The sequence below is a fragment of the Mycobacterium sp. IS-1742 genome, from assembly GCF_001500125.1.
Classification (GTDB): Bacteria; Actinomycetota; Actinomycetes; order Mycobacteriales; family Mycobacteriaceae; genus Mycobacterium.
Genome location: NZ_LQIV01000017.1, coordinates 73,043 through 91,521, shown reverse-complemented (window position 1 = coordinate 91,521; position 18,479 = coordinate 73,043). Strand labels below are relative to the sequence as shown.

19 protein-coding genes, 1 tRNA gene and 1 other RNA gene are annotated in these 18,479 nt (G+C 68.2%); 10 read left to right on the top strand and 11 right to left on the bottom strand.

The features are described 5' to 3' along the window. From AU196_RS12695 to ffs, 3 genes are all read right to left on the bottom strand, one after another. On the bottom strand, nucleotides 1–1,293 hold a 1,293-nt coding region (locus tag AU196_RS12695; protein ID WP_059095421.1), incomplete at its 3' end, for a DNA polymerase III subunits gamma/tau. A gap of 34 nt (nucleotides 1,294–1,327) precedes the next feature. Then, nucleotides 1,328–2,602, bottom strand: a complete 1,275-nt coding sequence (locus AU196_RS12690) for an aspartate aminotransferase type Ic (protein WP_059095420.1) — start codon at nucleotides 2,600–2,602, stop codon at nucleotides 1,328–1,330. A gap of 35 nt (nucleotides 2,603–2,637) precedes the next feature. Beyond that, nucleotides 2,638–2,734: signal recognition particle sRNA small type (gene ffs / locus AU196_RS25145), an RNA gene on the bottom strand. Between the two features lie 68 nt (nucleotides 2,735–2,802). On the opposite strand from ffs, the gene AU196_RS12685 reads away from it, so the two are divergent. The 3 genes from AU196_RS12685 to AU196_RS12675 all read left to right on the top strand — a co-directional run bounded on the left by AU196_RS12685 (nucleotide 2,803) and on the right by AU196_RS12675 (nucleotide 4,824). Then, nucleotides 2,803–2,888, top strand: a tRNA-Ser gene (locus AU196_RS12685). Between the two features lie 74 nt (nucleotides 2,889–2,962). Continuing rightward, complete coding sequence (lucA, locus tag AU196_RS12680) at nucleotides 2,963–3,709, top strand: lipid uptake coordinator LucA (protein WP_059095419.1); 747 nt, start codon at nucleotides 2,963–2,965, stop codon at nucleotides 3,707–3,709. A gap of 89 nt (nucleotides 3,710–3,798) precedes the next feature. Beyond that, nucleotides 3,799–4,824 (top strand): S1C family serine protease, encoded by a 1,026-nt coding sequence (locus AU196_RS12675; RefSeq protein WP_059095418.1) that lies wholly within the window; start codon nucleotides 3,799–3,801, stop codon nucleotides 4,822–4,824. 9 nt (nucleotides 4,825–4,833) lie between these two features. Here AU196_RS12675 and AU196_RS12670 read toward each other — a convergent pair whose 3' ends face one another. Continuing rightward, nucleotides 4,834–5,502, bottom strand: a complete 669-nt coding sequence (locus tag AU196_RS12670) for a TetR/AcrR family transcriptional regulator C-terminal domain-containing protein (protein ID WP_059095417.1) — start codon at nucleotides 5,500–5,502, stop codon at nucleotides 4,834–4,836. A 77-nt stretch (nucleotides 5,503–5,579) separates the two neighbouring features. On the opposite strand from AU196_RS12670, the gene AU196_RS12665 reads away from it, so the two are divergent. After that, the gene (locus AU196_RS12665) at nucleotides 5,580–6,644 is read left to right on the top strand and encodes an NAD(P)H-dependent amine dehydrogenase family protein (RefSeq protein ID WP_059095416.1); all 1,065 of its coding nucleotides are present in this window, start codon (nucleotides 5,580–5,582) and stop codon (nucleotides 6,642–6,644) included. Nucleotides 6,645–6,830: 186 nt separating this feature from the next. Beyond that, a complete protein-coding gene (locus AU196_RS12660) occupies nucleotides 6,831–7,115 on the top strand; it encodes a WGxxGxxG family protein (RefSeq protein ID WP_059095415.1) in 285 nt (94 codons plus the stop codon). A 49-nt stretch (nucleotides 7,116–7,164) separates the two neighbouring features. Here the strand turns inward: AU196_RS12660 and ligD are convergent, their stop codons facing one another. The 3 genes from ligD to AU196_RS12645 are packed head-to-tail and all read right to left on the bottom strand — an operon-like array spanning nucleotide 7,165 to nucleotide 10,840. Continuing rightward, complete coding sequence (gene ligD / locus AU196_RS12655; RefSeq protein ID WP_059095414.1) at nucleotides 7,165–8,208, bottom strand: non-homologous end-joining DNA ligase; 1,044 nt, start codon at nucleotides 8,206–8,208, stop codon at nucleotides 7,165–7,167. Next, nucleotides 8,208–9,263, bottom strand: coding sequence for an ATP-dependent DNA ligase (locus AU196_RS12650; RefSeq protein WP_059095413.1), 1,056 nt, complete (start codon nucleotides 9,261–9,263; stop codon nucleotides 8,208–8,210). Before AU196_RS12650 ends, ligD begins: the two co-directional genes overlap by 1 nt. A gap of 2 nt (nucleotides 9,264–9,265) precedes the next feature. Further along, the gene (locus AU196_RS12645; RefSeq protein ID WP_059095412.1) at nucleotides 9,266–10,840 is read right to left on the bottom strand and encodes an HNH endonuclease signature motif containing protein; all 1,575 of its coding nucleotides are present in this window, start codon (nucleotides 10,838–10,840) and stop codon (nucleotides 9,266–9,268) included. 183 nt (nucleotides 10,841–11,023) lie between these two features. On the opposite strand from AU196_RS12645, the gene AU196_RS12640 reads away from it, so the two are divergent. Continuing rightward, nucleotides 11,024–11,650: a TetR/AcrR family transcriptional regulator gene (locus AU196_RS12640; protein WP_059095411.1), complete on the top strand. Its 627-nt coding sequence runs from the start codon at nucleotides 11,024–11,026 to the stop codon at nucleotides 11,648–11,650. Between the two features lies 1 nt (nucleotide 11,651). Here AU196_RS12640 and AU196_RS12635 read toward each other — a convergent pair whose 3' ends face one another. Further along, nucleotides 11,652–13,022 (bottom strand): LLM class flavin-dependent oxidoreductase, encoded by a 1,371-nt coding sequence (locus AU196_RS12635; RefSeq protein ID WP_059095410.1) that lies wholly within the window; start codon nucleotides 13,020–13,022, stop codon nucleotides 11,652–11,654. Nucleotides 13,023–13,110: 88 nt separating this feature from the next. Between AU196_RS12635 and AU196_RS12630 the strand changes: the two genes are divergently transcribed. Both AU196_RS12630 and AU196_RS12625 read left to right on the top strand, forming a co-directional pair. Further along, nucleotides 13,111–13,665 carry a nuclear transport factor 2 family protein gene (locus tag AU196_RS12630; RefSeq protein WP_059095409.1) on the top strand — a complete coding sequence of 185 codons (555 nt, stop codon included), beginning with the start codon at nucleotides 13,111–13,113 and terminating at the stop codon, nucleotides 13,663–13,665. Between the two features lie 4 nt (nucleotides 13,666–13,669). After that, nucleotides 13,670–14,452 (top strand): SDR family oxidoreductase, encoded by a 783-nt coding sequence (locus AU196_RS12625; protein ID WP_059095408.1) that lies wholly within the window; start codon nucleotides 13,670–13,672, stop codon nucleotides 14,450–14,452. Here the strand turns inward: AU196_RS12625 and AU196_RS12620 are convergent. Further along, complete coding sequence (locus tag AU196_RS12620) at nucleotides 14,449–15,630, bottom strand: cytochrome P450 (RefSeq protein WP_059095434.1); 1,182 nt, start codon at nucleotides 15,628–15,630, stop codon at nucleotides 14,449–14,451. The genes AU196_RS12625 and AU196_RS12620 overlap by 4 nt on opposite strands. 43 nt (nucleotides 15,631–15,673) lie before the next feature. On the opposite strand from AU196_RS12620, the gene AU196_RS12615 reads away from it, so the two are divergent. Further along, nucleotides 15,674–16,525, top strand: a complete 852-nt coding sequence (locus AU196_RS12615; RefSeq protein WP_059095433.1) for a TIGR03619 family F420-dependent LLM class oxidoreductase — start codon at nucleotides 15,674–15,676, stop codon at nucleotides 16,523–16,525. Here the strand turns inward: AU196_RS12615 and AU196_RS12610 are convergent. Beyond that, nucleotides 16,509–16,940, bottom strand: coding sequence for a VOC family protein (locus AU196_RS12610; RefSeq protein WP_059095407.1), 432 nt, complete (start codon nucleotides 16,938–16,940; stop codon nucleotides 16,509–16,511). The two genes, AU196_RS12615 and AU196_RS12610, sit on opposite strands and share 17 nt — an antisense overlap. Before the next feature lie 2 nt (nucleotides 16,941–16,942). Beyond that, entirely contained in the window at nucleotides 16,943–17,713 is a 771-nt protein-coding gene (locus AU196_RS12605; RefSeq protein ID WP_059095406.1) for an SDR family NAD(P)-dependent oxidoreductase, read from the bottom strand. A 94-nt stretch (nucleotides 17,714–17,807) separates the two neighbouring features. Here AU196_RS12605 and AU196_RS12600 point away from each other — a divergent pair, with 94 nt between their 5' ends. Beyond that, nucleotides 17,808–18,479, top strand: a complete 672-nt coding sequence (locus tag AU196_RS12600; protein ID WP_157546281.1) for a nitroreductase family protein — start codon at nucleotides 17,808–17,810, stop codon at nucleotides 18,477–18,479.

The window sequence follows — 18,479 nt, the reverse complement described above, 5'->3', positions numbered from 1 at the left end:
CGCAGAACGTGCTTCGACGGGTGGGGCAGCAGGGGCAGGGGCGGGCGCCGGCGCCTCGGCCGCCTGGCTCCGGCGGGTGAAGGTCTTGGCGGGCTCGACGGGGCGAGCGGCGGCCGGGATGTCGGACGCGGGGATCGACATGTCGAGCCGGGTCTCGATGCGCTCGACCCGTTGCAGCAGTGCCGATTCGGTGTCACTGGCCGACGGCAGCAACAGCCGGGCGCACACCACCTCGAGGAGCAGCCGCGGAGCGGTCGCACCGCGCATCTCCCCCAGCCCGGCATGCACCACCTCGGCATAGCGGGTCAGCGTCGCGGCCCCCAGCCGGGCGGCCTGCTCACGCATCCGGTCCAGCACGTCGCCGGGGGCGTCGACCACTCCGCGGGCCGCGGCGTCGGGCACCGCCTGCAGGACGATGAGGTCGCGGAAGCGTTCGAGCAGGTCGATGGCGAAGCGTCGGGGATCGTGGCCGGCGTCGATGACGGACTCGACGGCGCCGAACAGGGCGGCGGCGTCCCCGGCGACCAGTGCGTCCACCGCATCGTCGATCAGCGCGACGTCGGTGGCACCCAGCAGCGCCAGCGCGCGCCCGTACTCGACCCGGTTGCCGGCCGCGCCGGCCAGCAGCTGGTCGAGCACCGAGAGCGTGTCGCGCGGCGAACCGCCGCCTGCGCGGATCACCAGCGGATACACGGCGTCGTCGACGGTGACGCCCTCGTCGGCGCAGATCCGTTCCAGCAGCGTGCGCATGGTCTTCGGCGCCAGCAGGCGGAACGGGTAGTGGTGGGTGCGCGAACGGATCGTCGGCAGCACCTTCTCCGGTTCGGTGGTGGCGAACACGAAGATCAGGTGCTCCGGCGGCTCCTCGACGATCTTGAGCAGCGCGTTGAACCCGGCCGTGGTGACCATGTGCGCTTCGTCGACGATGAAGATGCGGTACCGGGACTGCGCGGGGGCGTAGAACGCGCGGTCCCGCAGTTCGCGCGTGTCGTCCACACCGCCGTGGCTGGCGGCGTCGAGTTCGGTGACGTCCATGTTGCCCGGCCCGTTGGGGGCCAGCGCCACGCACGAGTCACATGTTCCGCACGGTGTGGGAGTCGGCCCCTGCTCGCAGTTGAGCGAACGGGCCAGGATGCGCGCCGACGACGTCTTCCCGCAGCCGCGGGGGCCGGAGAACAGGTAGGCGTGGTTGATCCGGCCCGCCGACAGCGCGGTCGACAGCGGTTCGGTGACATGCTCCTGCCCGACCACCTCCGCGAAGGTCGCCGGTCGGTACTTGCGGTAGAGCGCCACGGTCAGCAGGCTACCGACGGACTACGACGGACGGTCAACCGAGCAGTGACTCGGTGGCGGCCAGCAGCGCGCACGTCGCCAGACCGTCGATGGCGGACCGCAGATCGTCCTCCGAGGGGAACGACGGGGCGATCCGGATGTTCTTGTCCTCGGGGTCTTTTCGGTACGGGAACGCCGAGCCGGCCTCGGTCACCGCGATACCCGCGTCCTTGGCCAGCGCGACCGTGCGCCTGGCGGTGCCCGGCCACACGTCGAGGCTGACGAAGTACCCGCCCTTGGGGTCCGTCCAGGAGGCGATCTTGGACTCGCCGAGCCGGTCCTCGAGGACCTCTGCGAGGAGCGCGAACTTCGGCGCCAGCAGTTCCCGGTGGCGCTGCATGAGCAGTCGCACGCCGTCGGCGTCGCCGAAGAACTTCAGGTGCCGCAACTGGTTGACCTTGTCCGGGCCGATCGTCTTCTTGCCCGCGTGCTGCAGGTACCAGGCGATGTTGCCCAGTGACCCGCCCAGGAAGCTGACCCCGGCGCCGGCGAAGGTGATCTTGCTGGTCGAGGCGAACACCAGCGGCCGGTTCTGGTTTCCCGCGGCGGCGGCCAGGCCGAGGACGTCGACCTGCCGCATGAAGTCCGGGGTCAGGGTGTGCACCGCGTAGGCGTTGTCCCAGAACAGCCGGAAATCCGATGCGGCCGTGCGCATCTGGACCAGCCGGCGGACGACCTCCCAGGAGTAGGTGACCCCGGTGGGGTTGCCGAACACCGGAACGCACCACATGCCCTTGATGGCCGGGTCGGCTGCGACGAGTTCCTCGGTAAGGTCGACGTCGGGGCCGTCCTCGAGCATCGGCACGGGAATCATCTCGATGCCGAGGTTCTCGGTGAGCGCGAAGTGCCGGTCGTAGCCGGGCGCCGGGCACAGGAACTTGACCTCCGGCTCGGCGATCCACGGCCGTGGGGAGTCGACCCCGCCGTGCAGCAGCGAGAAGACCACGGTGTCGTGCATCAGCTCGAGGCTGGCGTTGTTCCCGGTGATCAGGTTCGGCACCGGGATACCGAGCAGTTCGCCGAAGATCGCGCGCAGTTCCGGCAGTCCGTGCAGACCGCCGTAGTTGCGGACGTCGGTGCCGTCCCCGTCGCGGTACGTGTCACGGCCCGGGAGTTCGAGCAGCGCGTTGGACAGGTCGAGCTGGGCGGGCGACGGCTTGCCGCGCGTCAGGTCGAGGCGCAGACCTTTGCCCTGGAGTGCGGCGTAGTCGCGCTGCTGCCGCTCGTGCTCGGCAGTCAGGTCGTCGCGGCTGAGGGAATGGAACGACACCGCGAGCCTTTCGCGTGGGGTACCGAGGGCGGGAAACACAGGGGACCCCGCGCACCCGCCAGAGCCCGTTGACCCTTGCTGCCTTCCGGCCCTGGGGGAGTTCACAGGATGGACGCCGCGCGGGGTCCGACCTGAGTGTAATACCCGCCTCGGGCGCATCCTCGACGGGCGCACTCGGTCCGTCGGCTACCATGGCCCGCGGAGGATTCGCCTAGTGGCCTATGGCGCTCGCCTGGAACGCGGGTTGGGTTAACAGCCCTCGCGGGTTCAAATCCCGCATCCTCCGCACTCGGTCCGGGGGTGCGATCAGCGATCCGAGATCCTGATCGCACCGCCGGCCCACCAATCTCGAGGAGGAGTATGCGGCGCTCGGTCGCGGTCATCTGGCACGCATCGTTCTCCGTCATCGCTGCTGTCCTCTATTTCTTCTTCGTCCTGCCCCGTTGGTTCGAGCTCATGGGTTCGACGTCGCACACGCTGGGCACGGTGCTGCGGATCGTGACGGCGGCGCTGATCGGCCTTGCCGCGTTGCCCGTGGTGTTCACGCTGCTGCGCACCCGCCGCCCCGAATTCGGCACCCCGCAGTTGGCGTTGCGCCTGCGCACCGCGTCGATCGCGCTGCATGTGCTGGCCGGTGCGCTGATCCTGGGCGCCGCGATCAGCGAGATCTGGCTCGACCTCGATTCCGCAGGGCCCTGGTTGTTCGGGATCTACGGCGCGGCCGCTGCGATCGCGCTGCTCGGCATCTTCGCCTTCTATCTGGCGTTCGTCGCCGAGCTGCCCCCGCCGCCGCCGAAACCGCTCAAGCCCGCGTCGAAGACCCGTCGCGGCCGTCGCAAGGCGGCGCAGGAGGCGGCCGAGGAGACGGTCACCGAGGACGCCACCGACGAGACCGATGAGGTCGAGGAAGCCGAACGCTCGGAGTCGGACGAGCCCGTCGTCGAAGCCGAAGAGACCAGTGAGGCGGACGAGGTAGGCGAGCCTGAAGAGGCGTCGGACGAACAGGCGGAGACAAACGGACGGCTGCGCAACCGGCGCCCGTCCGGCAAGGGCGACTCTCCCCGCCGACGGCGCCGTCTTCGCGGCGGTATCGCCGTCGAAGACTGAGCTCAGCGCCCATTTGTCGACAGCCCGGGTGCCCATCACGAACAATGTGAGCAGAACCCGAGTTATAAAACAGCGTCGAAGGGCAATCCATGGGCATGCTCCGTCATCGTTGGCTGTCCGTGCTCTCGGTCGTGTTGACCGCGCTGCTCACGTTGGTCGCGCCTCTGTCCCCCGCCACGTCGAGCGCTGCACCGGGTGATCCGCTCGCGGCGGCGGCGTCGGTCGAGCCCGCGGTGGCGCGCATCGACACCGAGATCGACTACCAGGGCGCCATCGGCACCGGCACCGGCATCGTCCTCGACCCGGGCGGCCAGGTGCTGACGAACTACCACGTCGTCCAGGGCGCCGATCGGACGAACGTCACCGTGGCGGGCCGGTCCTTCCCGGCCGACCTGGTCGGCTACGACCGTGGTCGCGACATCGCGGTGATCCAGTTGCTGGGGGCGGGCGGTCTGCCGGTCGCGCCGATCGGCGACTCCGCGGCATTGGCGGCCGGTGAACCGGTCGTCGCGCTCGGCAACGCTCAGGGCTCCGCGGCGCCGCTGACCCGCGAGGTCGGCAGCGTCACCGCGTTCGGGCGCACGGTTCAGGCCGAGGATTCGCTGACCGGTGCCTCCGATGAGCTCACGGGTCTGATCGAGTTCGCCGCGCCCGTGCGCGCCGGCGATTCGGGGGGGCCGGTGGTCAACAGCGCAGGCCAGGTCGTCGGCATCACCACCGCGGCGTCGGTGAACTTCCGGATGGGGCCCGGGGGCAAGGGCTTCGCGATCCCGATCAACGAGGCGATCGGTGTCGCCAATCAGATCCGGTCGCGGACGCCGTCGGACACCGTCCACATCGGCCCGCCCGCGCTGCTCGGAGTCGGTGTCCGGACCGCCCCGACCGACGTGCCCGGTGTGGTGATCCAGGAAGTGCTGCGCGGCGGTCCCGCTGAAGCGGCCGGACTGATGGACGGCGACGTGCTGATCGCGATCAACGGCGTTCGCCTGCCGTCGGCCACCGCGCTGACCTACACGCTGGACCGGTTCTATCCCGGCGACGCCGTCGACGTCACGTGGATCGATCGCGCCGGACAGGAGCGCACCGGCAGGGCGATCCTGGCACCCGGCCCCTGACCCGCTGGTTCACCGGGCACCGGCGAGCAGCCGTTCGAGGCCGCTGATCGCCAGGTTGAGCGCGAACTCGAACTGCCCGTCATCCGGTTGCGGCGCAACGGCGAGGACCCGGCGCAACGCCGGATAGTCGGTGTCGGCCGACTTGGCGAGCACCACGCGCGTCTGCTCCTGATGAGAATCGCGCACCGAGGTGTGCACGATGTCGTGGGCGGCCGACTGTGCGATGTCGGCAACGGCGGTGACCCCGCGGCGCGCGTCGTCGGCGTCGAAACCGGCACTGAGCAAGGCGGCGAGCACACGTTCGGCGAGCGCGAGTACCGCAACCGCGCCCACCCCGCTGAACGGCATCTGGTCCACCCCCTCCCCGACCTGGACGATGCCGTCGCGGAAGGCGAACGCGTAGGCGCGCAGCACCGCACGCCAGTCGCCGTCGGGTAGCTGCACCCGGCCCAGCTCTTGTTCGAAGCGGTCAAGCACCACGAGCGTGAGCAGTCCCTGGCGGTTGCCGACGTAGTAGTGCAGGGCCTTGCGGCTGACGCCCAGTTCGTCGGCGACGGCCTGCATCGTGAGTGTGGGTCCGGACGCCCGGCGGGCGGCAGCGACGATCTGCGCGCGGCTGATGCGGGCGGGCCGGCCTCGAGTGCGGCGGGGTTCTGGCGCGTCGACCTCGGCTCCCACGGGGCCAGCCTACGCAGCCGACCCCGAATTTTCGCCGATCGGCAAAAAAGCGTGCAGCATCGCCCTAATCTGAGCGGGTGCCAAACACTCCCTATCGGGTCGTCCAGTGGACGACCGGCAATGTCGGTAAGAGTTCTGTCGCGGCGATCGCCGCGAATCCCCGTCTCGAACTGGTCGGCTGCTACGCCTGGTCGGCGGAGAAGGCGGGACGCGACGTCGGCGAACTGGTGGGCATCGAACCACTCGGGGTCAGCGCCACCAACGACGTCGACGAACTGCTTGCGCTGAAACCCGATGTCGTGGTGTACAACCCGATGTGGATCGACGTCGACGAACTGGTGCGCATCCTGGAGGCCGGGGTGAACGTGGTGGCGAGCGCGTCCTTCATCACCGGCCACAACCTCGGCGAGGGCCGCGACCGGCTCGCCCAGGCATGCGAGCGCGGCGGTTCGACGCTGTTCGGTTCCGGGGTCAGCCCGGGGTTCGCCGAGCTGCTGGCGATCGTGGCGGCGACGGCGTGCGACCGCGTCGACAAGATCACCATCGCCGAATCCGCCGACACCACGCTGTACGACTCCCCCGACACCGAACGTCCGGTCGGCTTCGGCACCGCGATCGACGATCCGAACCTCCAACCGATGGCCGCGACCGGGACCGCCGTCTTCGCCGAGGCGGTGCAGCTGGTCGCCGATTCGCTGGGCATCGAGCTCGACGAGATCACGTGCGTGTCCGAATATGCCCAGACCACTGAGGATCTCGCGATGGCCTCGTGGACCATCCCCAAGGGCCACGTCGCGGGCGTGTACGCGAGTTGGCGGGGAATCGTCGGCGGGAGGACCGTCATCGACATCAACGTGCGGTGGAAGAAGGGCACGACCCTCGACCCGGACTGGCAACTCGACGGCGACGGCTGGAAGATCACCGTCGACGGGCGGCCGACGGTCAACATGCAGGTGGGTTTCCTGCCGCCGCAGGACATGATCGAGAACGCCAAGACGCTCGAGGACTTCTTCGTGCTGGGCCACATCATGACGGCGATGCCACCGATTCACGCCATCCCGGCGGTGGTGGCCGCGGCCCCGGGCATCGCGACCTACACCGATCTGCCGCTGCCGCAGGCGCGCGGAGTGGTGCCGACCTGACGGAACGCGGAGCTGCGAAGTATACCGACCGCGGCTTAGCTGAAACTGACCGTTTGATGACGGTTGACCGGGGTATTGAGACCCTGCGACCGGGGGGACAGTGAGTCGTCCCTTCCGTGCGTGGACTACAGCCCCTGGTCCGATCGTCCGCCGGCCCGTGAACGGGCCACGAAGTCTGGAGTTTCCATGCGTGAGATCGTTGCTGTCGCCGCCGCTACCGGCGCCCTTCTGTTCGGTGGGGCCGGCGTGGCCAACGCCACCACCACCGAGTACGCCCCCGTTCAGGGCCCGACGACCACCCTGGTCGCCCAGGCCGATGAGCAGGAGGACGGCGACAACACCGGCCTGTGGGGTCTCGCGGGACTGCTGGGCCTGCTGGGCCTGCTCGGCCTCAAGCCGAAGAAGGACCGCCACGTCGCCACCACTCCGGCACCGGGCACCCCCGGTTACGGGACGCCGCCGCGCGCGTAGTCACCGAGCCGAACGGGTCGGCCCGCCACCTCCACGGTGGCGGGCCGCTCTACTTCCGGTTGCCCTCGTCGTCCCAGTGGGCGGCGACCTTCTTGCTCGGCTGCACCCGGGGCGGCTCGCCCGGCATCTTCGGGTAGTTCGGCGGGTAGGGCAGGTCGCCGAGGCCGCGCTCCTCGTCGGCCGCCACCATCTCCAGCAGCTTGTCGATGGACTGGGCGTCGTCCTCGATGGCCGCCCACGGATCCGGCCGGCCGGCGACGAAGTCAGGCACGGAGGTGATCGTGTAGTCGTCGGGATCGGCGTCGGCCAGTTCGGCCCACGTCAGCGGTGTCGACACCGTCGCGATCGGCGTCTTGCGCGCCGAATAGGCCGACGCGAACGTACGGTCACGGGCGTTCTGGTTGTAGTCGATGAACAGCCGCTGACCGCGCTCCTCTTTCCACCACGATGTGGTCACCGCGTCCGGCGCCCGCCGCTCGACCTCGCGGGCCAGCGCGATTCCCGCGCGGCGCACCGCGATGAAGTCCCAGTCGGTCGCGATCCGCAGGAACACATGCACCCCGCGACCACCCGACGTCTTCGGATAACCCACCAGCCCGAGTTCGTCGAGCAGCGGTTTGAGCACGTCGACGGCAATCGTACGGGCTTCCCGGAATCCCGTGCCGGGCTGCGGATCCAGGTCGATGCGCAGTTCGTCGGGGTGCTCGACGTCCGGGCACCGCACCTGCCACGGATGCAGCGTGATCGTGCCCATCTGAGCGGCCCACGCGATCGCCGAAGGGTGTGTCACCTTGAGCGCGTCGGCGGTGCGGCCGGACGGGAAGGTGACGGTGCAGGTTTCGAGGTATTCGGGATGCTTCTGCGGCACCCGCTTCTGGTAGATCTCCTCGCCCTCGATCCCGTCGGGAAACCGCTGCAGATGTACGGGCCTGTCCCGCAGCAGGGACACCATCTGCTCACTGACCGACAGGTAGTACTCCACCAGCTTGCGCTTGGTCCCGGCCGAGCCCAGCTTCGGGAAGTAGACCTTGTCCGGGTTCGTCAGCCGTACCGTGACCCCGTCGACGTCGATTTCTTCTGCGGGCGTCGCCATCAGGACTTCTCCAGCACGTCGTAGAGATCGTAGGTGAGCGGGACTTCCAATTGATCGAAGGTGCAGCTGGCCGGGTCGCGATCGGGGCGCCAGCGCCGGAACTTCACCGCGTGGCGGAATCTCCTGCCCTGCACCGAGTTCCCCTCCATCTGGTCGTAGGCCACCTCGGCCACCTTCTCCGGCCGGATCGGGATCCACCGCTTGTCCGCCGCCGAGTTCCATCTGCTCGGGTCACCCTCGCGCACCTCGTCACCTTCCCGGAGCGGCTCGAGTTCGGCAAACAGTTTCAGCCGGTCCTTGGCGGTGAAAGAGGCGGCGCCACCGACCATTTGGAGTTCCCCGTCGTCGGTGTAGAGCCCGAGCAGTATCGAGCCGATGCCCTCGCCACTCTTGTGGATGCGGTAGCCGATGGCCACACAGTCGGCGTCACGGGCGTGTTTGACCTTCACCATCTCCCGCTTGCCCGGCAGATAGGGCCCGTCCAGCCGTTTCGCGATCACGCCGTCGAGGCCGGCGCCCTCGAACTCCTCGAGCCACTGGGCACCGAGCGACGGGTCTTCGGTTGTGCGGGTGACGTGGCACCACTGTTTCTCGTCGACGGCGTCGACGAGCGCGGTACGGCGCGTCCGGAACGGCTCCTTGAGCAGCGACGTATCGCCGACGGCCAACGCATCGAAGCCGATGAAGTGTGCGGGCGTCTGCTCGGCGAGCATCTTGATGCGGCTGGCGGCGGGATGGATGCGCTGGCTCAGGGACTCCCAGTCCAGCCGGGTGCGCCCGTTGATCTCGCGGGGGACGACGATCTCACCGTCGAGCACACAGCGTGGCGCCAGTTCGTCGCGCACCGAGTCCACGACCTCCGGAAAGTACCGACCGAGGTCCTTACCACTGCGCGACAGCAGGACCACATCGTCGCCGCCGCGGAACACCAGCGCCCGGAAGCCGTCCCATTTCGGCTCGTAGGACCATACGCCGAGATCAGCGGGCACCTTGGTCTGGGCCTTGGCGAGCATCGGTTCCAGCGGCGGCGTCACGGGGAGATCCACGGTGTCCATACTCACGTAGACCGGGCCGCGCGGACAATGTCATCGAAGTTCCGGTTCGGCGGCGTTCGGCAGGCTGCGTTGTGGTCACGTTCGGCCTTGCGGCGTGCGGTGTAGTCGGCGGCGCGGGTGCGTCGTCGTTTGGGCATCGTGACGCTGCGGTCGGGGTCGGGCGGTGGCTGTGGCGGCGGCGGTAGCTCGGTGGTGGTGGGGTCCCAGGTGGGGAAGAACAATCGGCTACCGGGGGTCGTGGTGTAGCGCTGCCCGGCCGGGCTCGTCCAGAGCACGGTGCCATCGGGGAACTGTTCGTCACGCCAGCCGTCCCAGAAGGTTTTCGCCAGGTGGTGGGTGCGGCATTTGCAGTTCAGGTTCGAGGCGTGGGTGGGTCCGTAGGGCCAGGGCACGACATGATCGATGTCGCAGCGTTCGGCGGGCACGTCGCAGCCGGGGAATCGGCAGAACAGGTCGCGGGCGCGCACGAAGGCGGCCAGCTTGGCCGAGGGCCGGTAGTGCGGTTCCGGTTCGGGTCCGGGCAGCCACAGTTGTTTGATCGCCGCGCCGGTGCGGATCGCCTCGGCCAACGCCACGACCGGCAGCACCTTCCCGCCGGGCAGTACCGCGACGCCCGAATCCTGCGCACAGAGTCGGCGATTGGACGCTTCGGTCGCGGGCTCGGGCTCTGACTCATCGGCTTCGGCCGGGAGCTCGGCCTGACTCCCACACTGTGCGCTTTGGGCCGGCTTGTCCTTTTGGTCGCGGTCCTCGGCGGCGATCAGGTTCTGGGCTGCCTCGACCGCGGCCGGGTCGGCGATCACCGAGATGACCACATTGGATTTTGGTGGCGCCGATTCCGCGCATGCGGGTGCCCCGCATCGGCACGGCAGCCGATCGTGGCCCTGGATGATCGCCCCCACCGCACACGAGCGCCGCTCACCCACCGTGCGTGGGTCGTTGTCGCAGATGCCGTTGAGCATCGCGTCGATCCGCGCTGAGAGCACCGCGGCGTCGCAGCCCAGCAGGTGTCCGTAGACCGAGACGAGTTCGTCGGGGTCCTCGCACGATCCGACCCGGAAGTCCCGGTTGGTGACGGCCTCTTTGGCGCGGATCACCGCGTCGGGGTCGTAGCGGTGGAGCAGCGCGTCGATGGCGCGCGTCAACCGCGGCCCGGACAACGGCCCCCAGCGCAGCGCCTTGTCGGAGAGCTTGGCATCGAGCAGCGCCAATACCTGGGTGTCGTCGACCAGGCGGGTGCGCCAGGTGATCTCCGCGACCACCCGCGCACTCAACTGCCCCTGAAGCGACAGCGCGCCGACCTTCGGCAGCCGGTCGCGCAACGCGACCGCGATCCGCATCTGCCCCGACGCCCGCCGCTGCCCGATGGTCAACGCCGCCCCCACCTCGGAGGCGGCCGCCGCCCACGCGTCGTACACCCAGTCGTCATGCTCCTCGTCACGAATCACCGTCGAGTGCACCAACTCCGCGATCGCGGCCAGCTTGCGCGCCCCCGCCTGCGCCTCCTCCCGGGCGGACTGCTCGACCGCAGCGACCAACGCCGACTCATCGAGCCCCGCGAACACCGTATCGAACATACATTCGAGTATACCGAGGCCCACTGACTCACACTTTGTGACAGGGCGGAGTTATCCACAGCGTGGCTGCCACCGAGGAGGTTGGGTGGGTCATGGTCAGATCGCGACGACCGTCACCGACAACAGCGACGCGAACAATCCCGCTGTACATCGGTACAGGCCGATTGATGACAAAATACGGCCATGGCGACATCGTCGCGGCGCGTCGGCGCCGAAACGTCCAAGACCAGGGACACGCTGCTCGACTGTGTCGAAAAGATGATGCTCGACGAGGGCTATGCGAGCGTCACCTACCGCGCGCTGGCCGCCAAGGCCGGAGTCACCCCCAGCCTGGTGCAGTACTACTTCCCCACCCTCGACGACGTCTTCATCGCCGCGATCCGGCGCTACTCCGAACGCAACCTCGCCCATCTCCACAAGATCATGGAGAGGCGCGCCGAGGATCCGCTCCGCGCACTGTGGGAGTACAGCTGGGACGAGGCAACCGGGACGCTCATGACCGAGTTCATGGCGCTGGGGAACCACCGCAAGACCATCCGTGCCGAGATCGCCGCCGTGACCGAGAGCGTGCGCAAGCTCCAATTGGACGCGCTCGCAGCGAAGTTCGGCGAGGACGCGCGTCCATGGGGCGATCTGTCTTTGCCCGCCACACAGTTGTTGCTGTCGAGCCTGCCGAAGTTCCTCAATCTCGAGAAGGGCGTAGGGGTCGAGATGGCGCACGCCGAGTTGATCGAGGCGTTCGAACGCCATCTCGACTCGGTGGAACCGCCGGCCAAGCGGAAACCGACCGGACGCAAGCGCATCCGCTGACTCAGCAGAACATCCCCCGGTATCCGTGCGCCGGGTGGCGCTCCGAGATGTCCGGTGTCGCGGCATCGAACAGCTTCTGCCGCAACGTCCCGGGCCGGTACTCCGTCTGCATCAGGCCCTCGGCCTGCAGCACCGGCACCAGGTGCTCGAAGAACTCGTCGTAGCTCTGCGGCAACATCGCGTTCATCACCTGCACGCCGTCCACACCGGCGTGCTGATACTCCAGGAGCCTCGCGGCTATCGTCTCCGGCGAGCCGACCACCATCTGTGGCAACGACAGCGATGTCAGGAAGTCCTTGACGGTCGGCTTGGCCCCCTCGGGCCAGGCGTTGATCACCGCCAGGAACGCGCCCTGGATGCCGGGAATCTCGTCGATGATGTCTTCGAGCGGCGTAGCCGGATCGAAGCGGCCCAGATCCATGCCGCTCAGGCTGGAGAAGTACGCCGTCTGCGCCTCGGGACTGCGCCACTCCTCGAGCTCACCCCACTTCCGGAACGCCTCCTCGTCGGTGCTTCCGATGACGAACATCATCCCCTGCAGAAAGAGGATGTCACCGTCGTGGCGTCCCTTGGCGCGTGCGAGTCCCCGGACCGTACCGACCTGCTGCGCAATGGTTTCCAGCGAATACGCCGACAGGAACATCAGTTCCGCGTGGCGGCTCGCGAAGTCGAGCCCGACTGGTGAGCCGCCGGCTTGGGCGAGCACCGGCGTGCGCTGGGGTGACGGCTCCATCAGGTTGAAGCCTTCGACGCGGTAGCGTTCGCCGGAATGGTTGATGTCGTGGACTTTCGACGGGTCCGCGTAGACGCCCTTGCCCGGGTCGTCGACGATGGCGTCGACGTCCCACGAACCTTCCCAGAGCTTGTAGGTGACGTCGACGTACTCCTCCGCCCACGCGTAGCGTTCATCGTGCGACAGATCGCCGGGCAGTCCGAGATTGCGGAACGCCTTCTCGTTGGCCGAGGTGACGATGTTCCACCCGACCCGGCCGTCCGAGAGGTGGTCGAGCGTCGAGGCGGCGCGGGAGAATACGAACGGGTGATGCGAGATCACCGAACTGGTGTAGAGGAAGCCGATGTCCTCGGTCTCGCGGGCCAGCGCCGGGATCAGCATGGTGCAGTCGGCGATCGGCACGTTCATCGCCATCTCGAAGATGATGTCGCGGGATCCGTTGTACTCGCCCTGGACTCCCATGACGTCGGTGAAGAAGAACGCGTCGACCTTCGCCTGCTCCGCCTTCTTGGCCAGGTCGACCCACAGATCGCTTCGCTTGTAGTCGCGGTTGCGGGCATCGGGGTGGCGCCAGCTGCCGTGGAAATTGTGTCCGATGGAGTCCATCACCAGCAGGGTGAAGATCATCCGCTTGGGCATCGCACGCTCTCTTCCACGTCGTGCACCGGGCCTGCGTCGCCTGGTCTGCTATACAATCGTACAACTATCACCGCGCGAAAGGACGACCATGACGAATTCCGATGAGATGGAACAACTTCGTCGACGCGTGCAGTTTCTCGAGGACCGCACCGCCATCCTCGACTGCGTGATGAACCAGGCCCGCGGCCATGACCGCCACGACGCCGAACTGATGGGCAGCGTGTACTTCGATGACGGCATCGACGAGCATGGTCCGACGGTCAAAACCGGCCCTGAGTACGGAGATTGGGCCAACCAGGCCCACACCGCGGTGTTCGAGGACCATCTGCACAACATCACCACCCATACCTGTGAGATCGACGGCGACGTCGCGCATGCCGAGAGCTACGTGATGGGCGCGATGCGGGTCAAGGGCGGCAAGATCGTGTCGTTGATGGGCGGTCGCTACATCGACCGGCTGGAGCGCCGCGACGGAGTCTGGAAGATCGCCCTGCGCCGCTGCACCATCGAGTGGATGATCAGCGGTGACTCATCGATCCTGGGCAAGGGCGCGGTGCAGGGATTCATCAAGGGCAAGTGGGACACGACCGACGCCTCCTACCTGCGCCCGCTGAAGCTGGACGATCCCGTCGATCGGTGGTGACGGTGTGAACCTCGCCGGTCGCGTCGCGCTGGTGACCGGCGGCGCGTCGGGCATCGGCCGAGCCACCGCTGTGCGCCTGGCCGCCGAAGGCATGCGCGTGTGCGTCGTCGACATCGACGGCTCGGCGGCCGAGGCGGTGGCCGAACCGCTCGGCGGTCTCGGGTTCCGTTGCGACGTGACCGACCCGGAGCAGATCGAGAAGACTTTCACCGCGTGCGTCGCCGGCCTCGGCGGGCTGGATGTCGCCTTCCTGAACGCCGGGATCACCATCGACTGGTCGGGCGACATCGGCTCGCTCGACCTCGCTCAGTACCGGCGCTCGGTCGGGGTGAACGTCGACGGCGTGGTGTTCGGCGCCCGAGCCGCGGTTCGCACCATGCGCTCACTGGGCGGCCGGGACCGGGCGATCCTGGCGACGTCCTCGTTGGCCGGGCTGATGCCCTGGCACCCCGACCCGGTCTACTCGCTGGGCAAGCACGCGGTCGTCGGGTTCATGCGCTCGATCGCCCCGAACCTGGCCGCCGAAGGCATTGCGGTGCACACCATCTGCCCGGGCATCACCGAGACGGGCGTGCTGGGTGACCGGCGCCCCCTGGTCGAGCGATTCGGCGTGCCCGTTATGGAACCCGAGGCCATCGCCGATGCGGTGCTGGTCGCGTTGGCCGCCCCGGCGGGGGCCAGCGGCACGTGCTGGGTGGCCCAGCACGGGAAGCCGGCCTGGGCAATGGAGTTCGCACCGGTGCCGGGCCCGGACAGCCGGCTCAACATGCCGGTACGCCCGTGTTAGCCGACGATCGCGGGCATCGAATCCCAGCCGCGCACCGTCGCCGTCGGGGCGCGCACGGCATTGCGCTCGTCGATCGTCCAGTCCGGCCAGCGCTTCAGGATCTCCTCCAGCGCGATACGCCCCTCGATGCGGGCCAGCGACGTCCCGAGGCAGAAGTGCGCGCCACGCCCGAAGGTGAGGTGGTTGGGATTGCGCCGGATGTCGAACACGTCGGGATCGGCGAACTTGCGCTCATCCCGGTTCGCCGCACCTGCCATCAGTAGCAGCGCGCTGCCTGCCGGCACCGTCCGGCCTTGGTATTCCACGTCTTTGGCCACGTAGCGGGCGATGTTGTGCACCGGGGGCTCCATGCGCAGGATCTCCTCGATGGCCCCGGGAATCAGCGACGGGTCGGCCGCGAGTTCCCGGCGCTGATCCGGATGGTCGGCGAGCATCTTGCCCAGCCAGCCGAACAGTCGGCCCACGGTTTCGGTACCGGCGTTGGCGATGACGCCGAGGAACACCAGGAGCTCCTCGTCTCGTAACTTGCGCTTCCGCCCGTCGATGTCGTCGAACTCGACGTCGAGCAGTTCGGTGACGAGGTCGTCGGACGGGTTGTCCTTCCGCCATGCGACGTAGTCCCGAAACATGTTGCCGTTGAAGTAGTTGTCCTTCTTCACCGGCAGCGGCTCACCCGGCTTGTTTCGCAGCCGCGCGCCCGCGACCTTGCGGACACTTCGCTGCAACGAGTCCGGCATCCCGACCAGCATCCCGATCACCCGCATCGGCATCTCGGAACCGAGGTCGAGGGTGAAGTCGAAACGGTCACCGCCCGTCAGCGGATTCAGGCACGCCTGGCAGAACGCCCTGACCTGTTCCTCGATCGCCTTCATCTTGCGCGGGGTGAACGCTCGCGACACCAGCAGCCGGTGCACGGTGTGCATCGGCGGGTCCTCATTGATGAAGACGCCGTCCGGCATCACAGGTTCGGCCTTGACGACCTCGAGGATGTCACCTTTCGCGTTGCTCAGGTTGTCGACGTCCTTCAGCGCGGAGTCGACATCGGCGAAGTGGCTCAGCGCCCAGAAATCGAACTTCTCGTTGTAGTACAACGGCGCTTCGTCACGTAGCCGCTTGTACACCGGATACGGGTCGACGTCGATCTCGACGTTGTAGGGGTCGTAATACAGGCGACTCACCTGTACGATCGTACAGCACTGCACCGTGCCCGAGGGAGAGTCGATGCACATCGGATTCGTCAGCATGAACACCCCCAGTGACCTCGCCCCCGCGGTCCTCGCAAAAGAGCTGGAAGACCGTGGGTTCGAGTCGCTGTGGGTCGGTGAGCACCCGCAGATCCCGGTGTCGGCCGCGGGCTCGATGCCGCAGGCGCTGCTGCACGCACAGCAGCGCATCTGGGACCCGCTGCTGTCCCTGCTCGCCGCCGCGCAGGCCACCTCGACGCTGCGGCTCGGCACCGCGGTCGCGCTGCCGCTGGAGCATGAATTGTTCACGTTCGCAAAGCAGGTCGCGACGCTCGACCGGTTCAGTGCCGGCCGACTTCTACTGGGCGTCGGCGTCGGGGTGCGTGCCGAACTCGCTACCGCGAGTTCTGTCGCCTGGGCGGACCGCTACCGGGCGCTGGCCGATATGGTCGCCGCGCTGCACGTGTTGTGGACCGAGGACGAGGCAGAGCATCACGGCGAGTTCTACGATTTCGCGCCGGTGTGGTGCCACCCCAAGCCGCAGCAGCAGGCCGGACCGCCGTTGCTCGCCGCAGCGACGGGCCCGAAGGCGATCGGAGAATGCCTGCCCTGGGCCGACGGGTGGCTGCCGGGCGATGCCGCATACCGGGATCTTCCTGCGGCGGTGGCGGACTTCACGAGGCGGGCCGAGGACGCCGGCCGGGATCCGGCCACGCTGGACTTGACGGTGATGGCGTGGGGCGACCCGTCGGAGAACCGTCTCGCCCGGTACCGCGACCTCGGGTTCACCCGGGCGGTGGTCGGTGGTGGCCGACGGGACGGGGACGACCCGTCGGCCACAGCGGCGTTCCTCGACCGGTACGCCGCGATGGTCACCGAACTTCGTTGAGCGGGCGCACCTTCTCGTTGACCAACTCGAGGAGCTGACCGTCCGGATCGCGGATCATGCAGGCATATCCCCCACCCGGGTCGGCGGTGACCACTCCCCCGGCGGCCGTCACCGCGGCCTGCGCCTCGGCCATATCGGTCACGGCGATCGACAGATGCGTCAGTCCGGCGCCCACCATGCCCCGCTCGGGCTCGTCGGGTGCCGGATGACCCGAGAAGGTGAGCAGCTGCAGGACGACACCGCCGTTGCGCAGATAGGCCGCCTCGAAACCGATCGGGGGCGTCAGGCCCAGCAGACCTTGCGCCACCTGATCCGGGACGGTCAGGCGCTTCGCCTCGGTGAATCCGAGTGCCTCGTAGAACTTCTTGGACACCTCGAGGTCGCGGACCCGCAGGCCGACGTGGCTGACATCCATGCTCACACCCCCGCCGGGCCGGGTCCGCCGTGCATGTAGAGCGTCTGCCCGGAGCAGTAGCTCGACGCATCGGAGGCGAAGAACAGGACGCCGTAGCCGATCTCGTCGGGGTCGGCGATCCGTCCCGAACCGTTGGTCTGGCCGATCATGTCGATGTCGAACCCCTGCCGCTGCGCATCGGCTTCCAGCCCCGGGGTGCGGATCGCGCCGCAGGCGATGCAGTTGACCCGCACCCCCTTGCGGGTCCACGCCGCCGCCATGGAGCCGGTCAGGTTGTTGAGCCCCGCCTTGGCCGCCGCGTACACCGGCGCCTGCGGCATGGCCAGCAGGCTGGCTCCGGAGGAGATGTTGACGATCGCGCCCTTGCCCTGGGCGATCATGGGTTTGGCAGCGGCTCGCGACAGGTACCACGCGCTGGACAGGTTCAACTCGAGGACCTGATGCCATTCGTCGTCGGTCCACTTCATCAGCGACTTCGTCTCGCCGCCACCGGCGTTGTTGAGCAGCACGTCGAGACGCCCGAATTCGCCGAGAGCCGCGTCGACCAACGCCTGGCACTCGTCGGGCTTCGTCACGTCGGTGGGGACCGCGAGGGCGCGACGGCCGAGGGCCTCGATCTCGGCGGCGGTCTCCTTGAGCGGTTCTGCGCGCCGCCCGGCCAGGACGACGTCGGCGCCGTGTTCGGCCAGCACGAGCGCGGACGCCCGACCGATGCCGGTGCCGCCGCCGGTGATGACGGCGACCTTGCCGTCCATCGAAAACCTGTCGCTCACAGTGCCACTCCCGTCACTCACCGTCGATGTGCAGTACGACTGTACAGCATCGGAACGCTGGACACCCCGGCTTGCGTCGAGTACACCAATGGTCATGCCGCATCCGACGAACGACGTCTGGGAAGTGCTGTCCACCGCACGATCGATCCGGCGGTTCACCGACGAGCCCGTCGACGAGCAGACCCTCGAGCGGTGCCTGCAGGCCGCCACGTGGGCGCCGAACGGGGCCAACGCACAGCTGTGGCGTTTCATCGTGCTCGACGGGCCCGAACAGCGCGCCGCCGTTGCCGAGGCGGCCCGAATCGCCCTGACCTCAATCGAATCCATCTACGGCATGACTCGTCCCGCTCCCGACGACGACAGTCGCGCCGCCCGCAACAACCGCGCCACCTACGAACTGCACGACCGCGCCGGCGAGTTCACCTCGGTGCTCTTCGCCGCGTTCAAGAACGAGTTCTCCTCGGAGTTCCTGCAGGGTGGTTCGATCTACCCGGCCATGCAGAACTTCTACCTCGCCGCACGGGCGCAGGGTTTGGGGGCGTGCATCACCAGCTGGGCCTCCTACGGCGGCGAGCAGGTCTTGCGCGATGCCGTGGGCATTCCCGACGAGTGGTTCCTGGCCGGACACATCGTGGTGGGCTGGCCACGGGGTCGCCACGGACCGGTCCGTCGACGGCCGCTGTCCGATGTGGTGTTCCGCAACCGCTGGGACCCCGAGCGGGCTGACATCACCTACGGGCGGGGTGCTCGGCCGCGGGGGAAGTGA

Bases quoted from the DNA above. Each gene is read 5' to 3' on its own strand.
- AU196_RS12630 (WP_059095409.1), top strand. From the start codon at position 13,111: ATGACGAATTCCGATGAGATGGAACAACTTCGTCGACGCGTGCAGTTT.
- AU196_RS12615 (WP_059095433.1), top strand. From the start codon at position 15,674: ATGCACATCGGATTCGTCAGCATGAACACCCCCAGTGACCTCGCCCCC.
- AU196_RS12660 (WP_059095415.1), top strand. From the start codon at position 6,831: ATGCGTGAGATCGTTGCTGTCGCCGCCGCTACCGGCGCCCTTCTGTTC.
- AU196_RS12650 (WP_059095413.1), bottom strand. From the start codon at position 9,263: ATGGACACCGTGGATCTCCCCGTGACGCCGCCGCTGGAACCGATGCTC.
- AU196_RS12610 (WP_059095407.1), bottom strand. From the start codon at position 16,940: ATGGATGTCAGCCACGTCGGCCTGCGGGTCCGCGACCTCGAGGTGTCC.
- ligD (WP_059095414.1), bottom strand. From the start codon at position 8,208: ATGGCGACGCCCGCAGAAGAAATCGACGTCGACGGGGTCACGGTACGG.
- AU196_RS12600 (WP_157546281.1), top strand. From the start codon at position 17,808: ATGCCGCATCCGACGAACGACGTCTGGGAAGTGCTGTCCACCGCACGA.
- AU196_RS12640 (WP_059095411.1), top strand. From the start codon at position 11,024: ATGGCGACATCGTCGCGGCGCGTCGGCGCCGAAACGTCCAAGACCAGG.
- AU196_RS12645 (WP_059095412.1), bottom strand. From the start codon at position 10,840: ATGTTCGATACGGTGTTCGCGGGGCTCGATGAGTCGGCGTTGGTCGCT.
- AU196_RS12675 (WP_059095418.1), top strand. From the start codon at position 3,799: ATGGGCATGCTCCGTCATCGTTGGCTGTCCGTGCTCTCGGTCGTGTTG.
- AU196_RS12635 (WP_059095410.1), bottom strand. From the start codon at position 13,022: ATGCCCAAGCGGATGATCTTCACCCTGCTGGTGATGGACTCCATCGGA.
- lucA (WP_059095419.1), top strand. From the start codon at position 2,963: ATGCGGCGCTCGGTCGCGGTCATCTGGCACGCATCGTTCTCCGTCATC.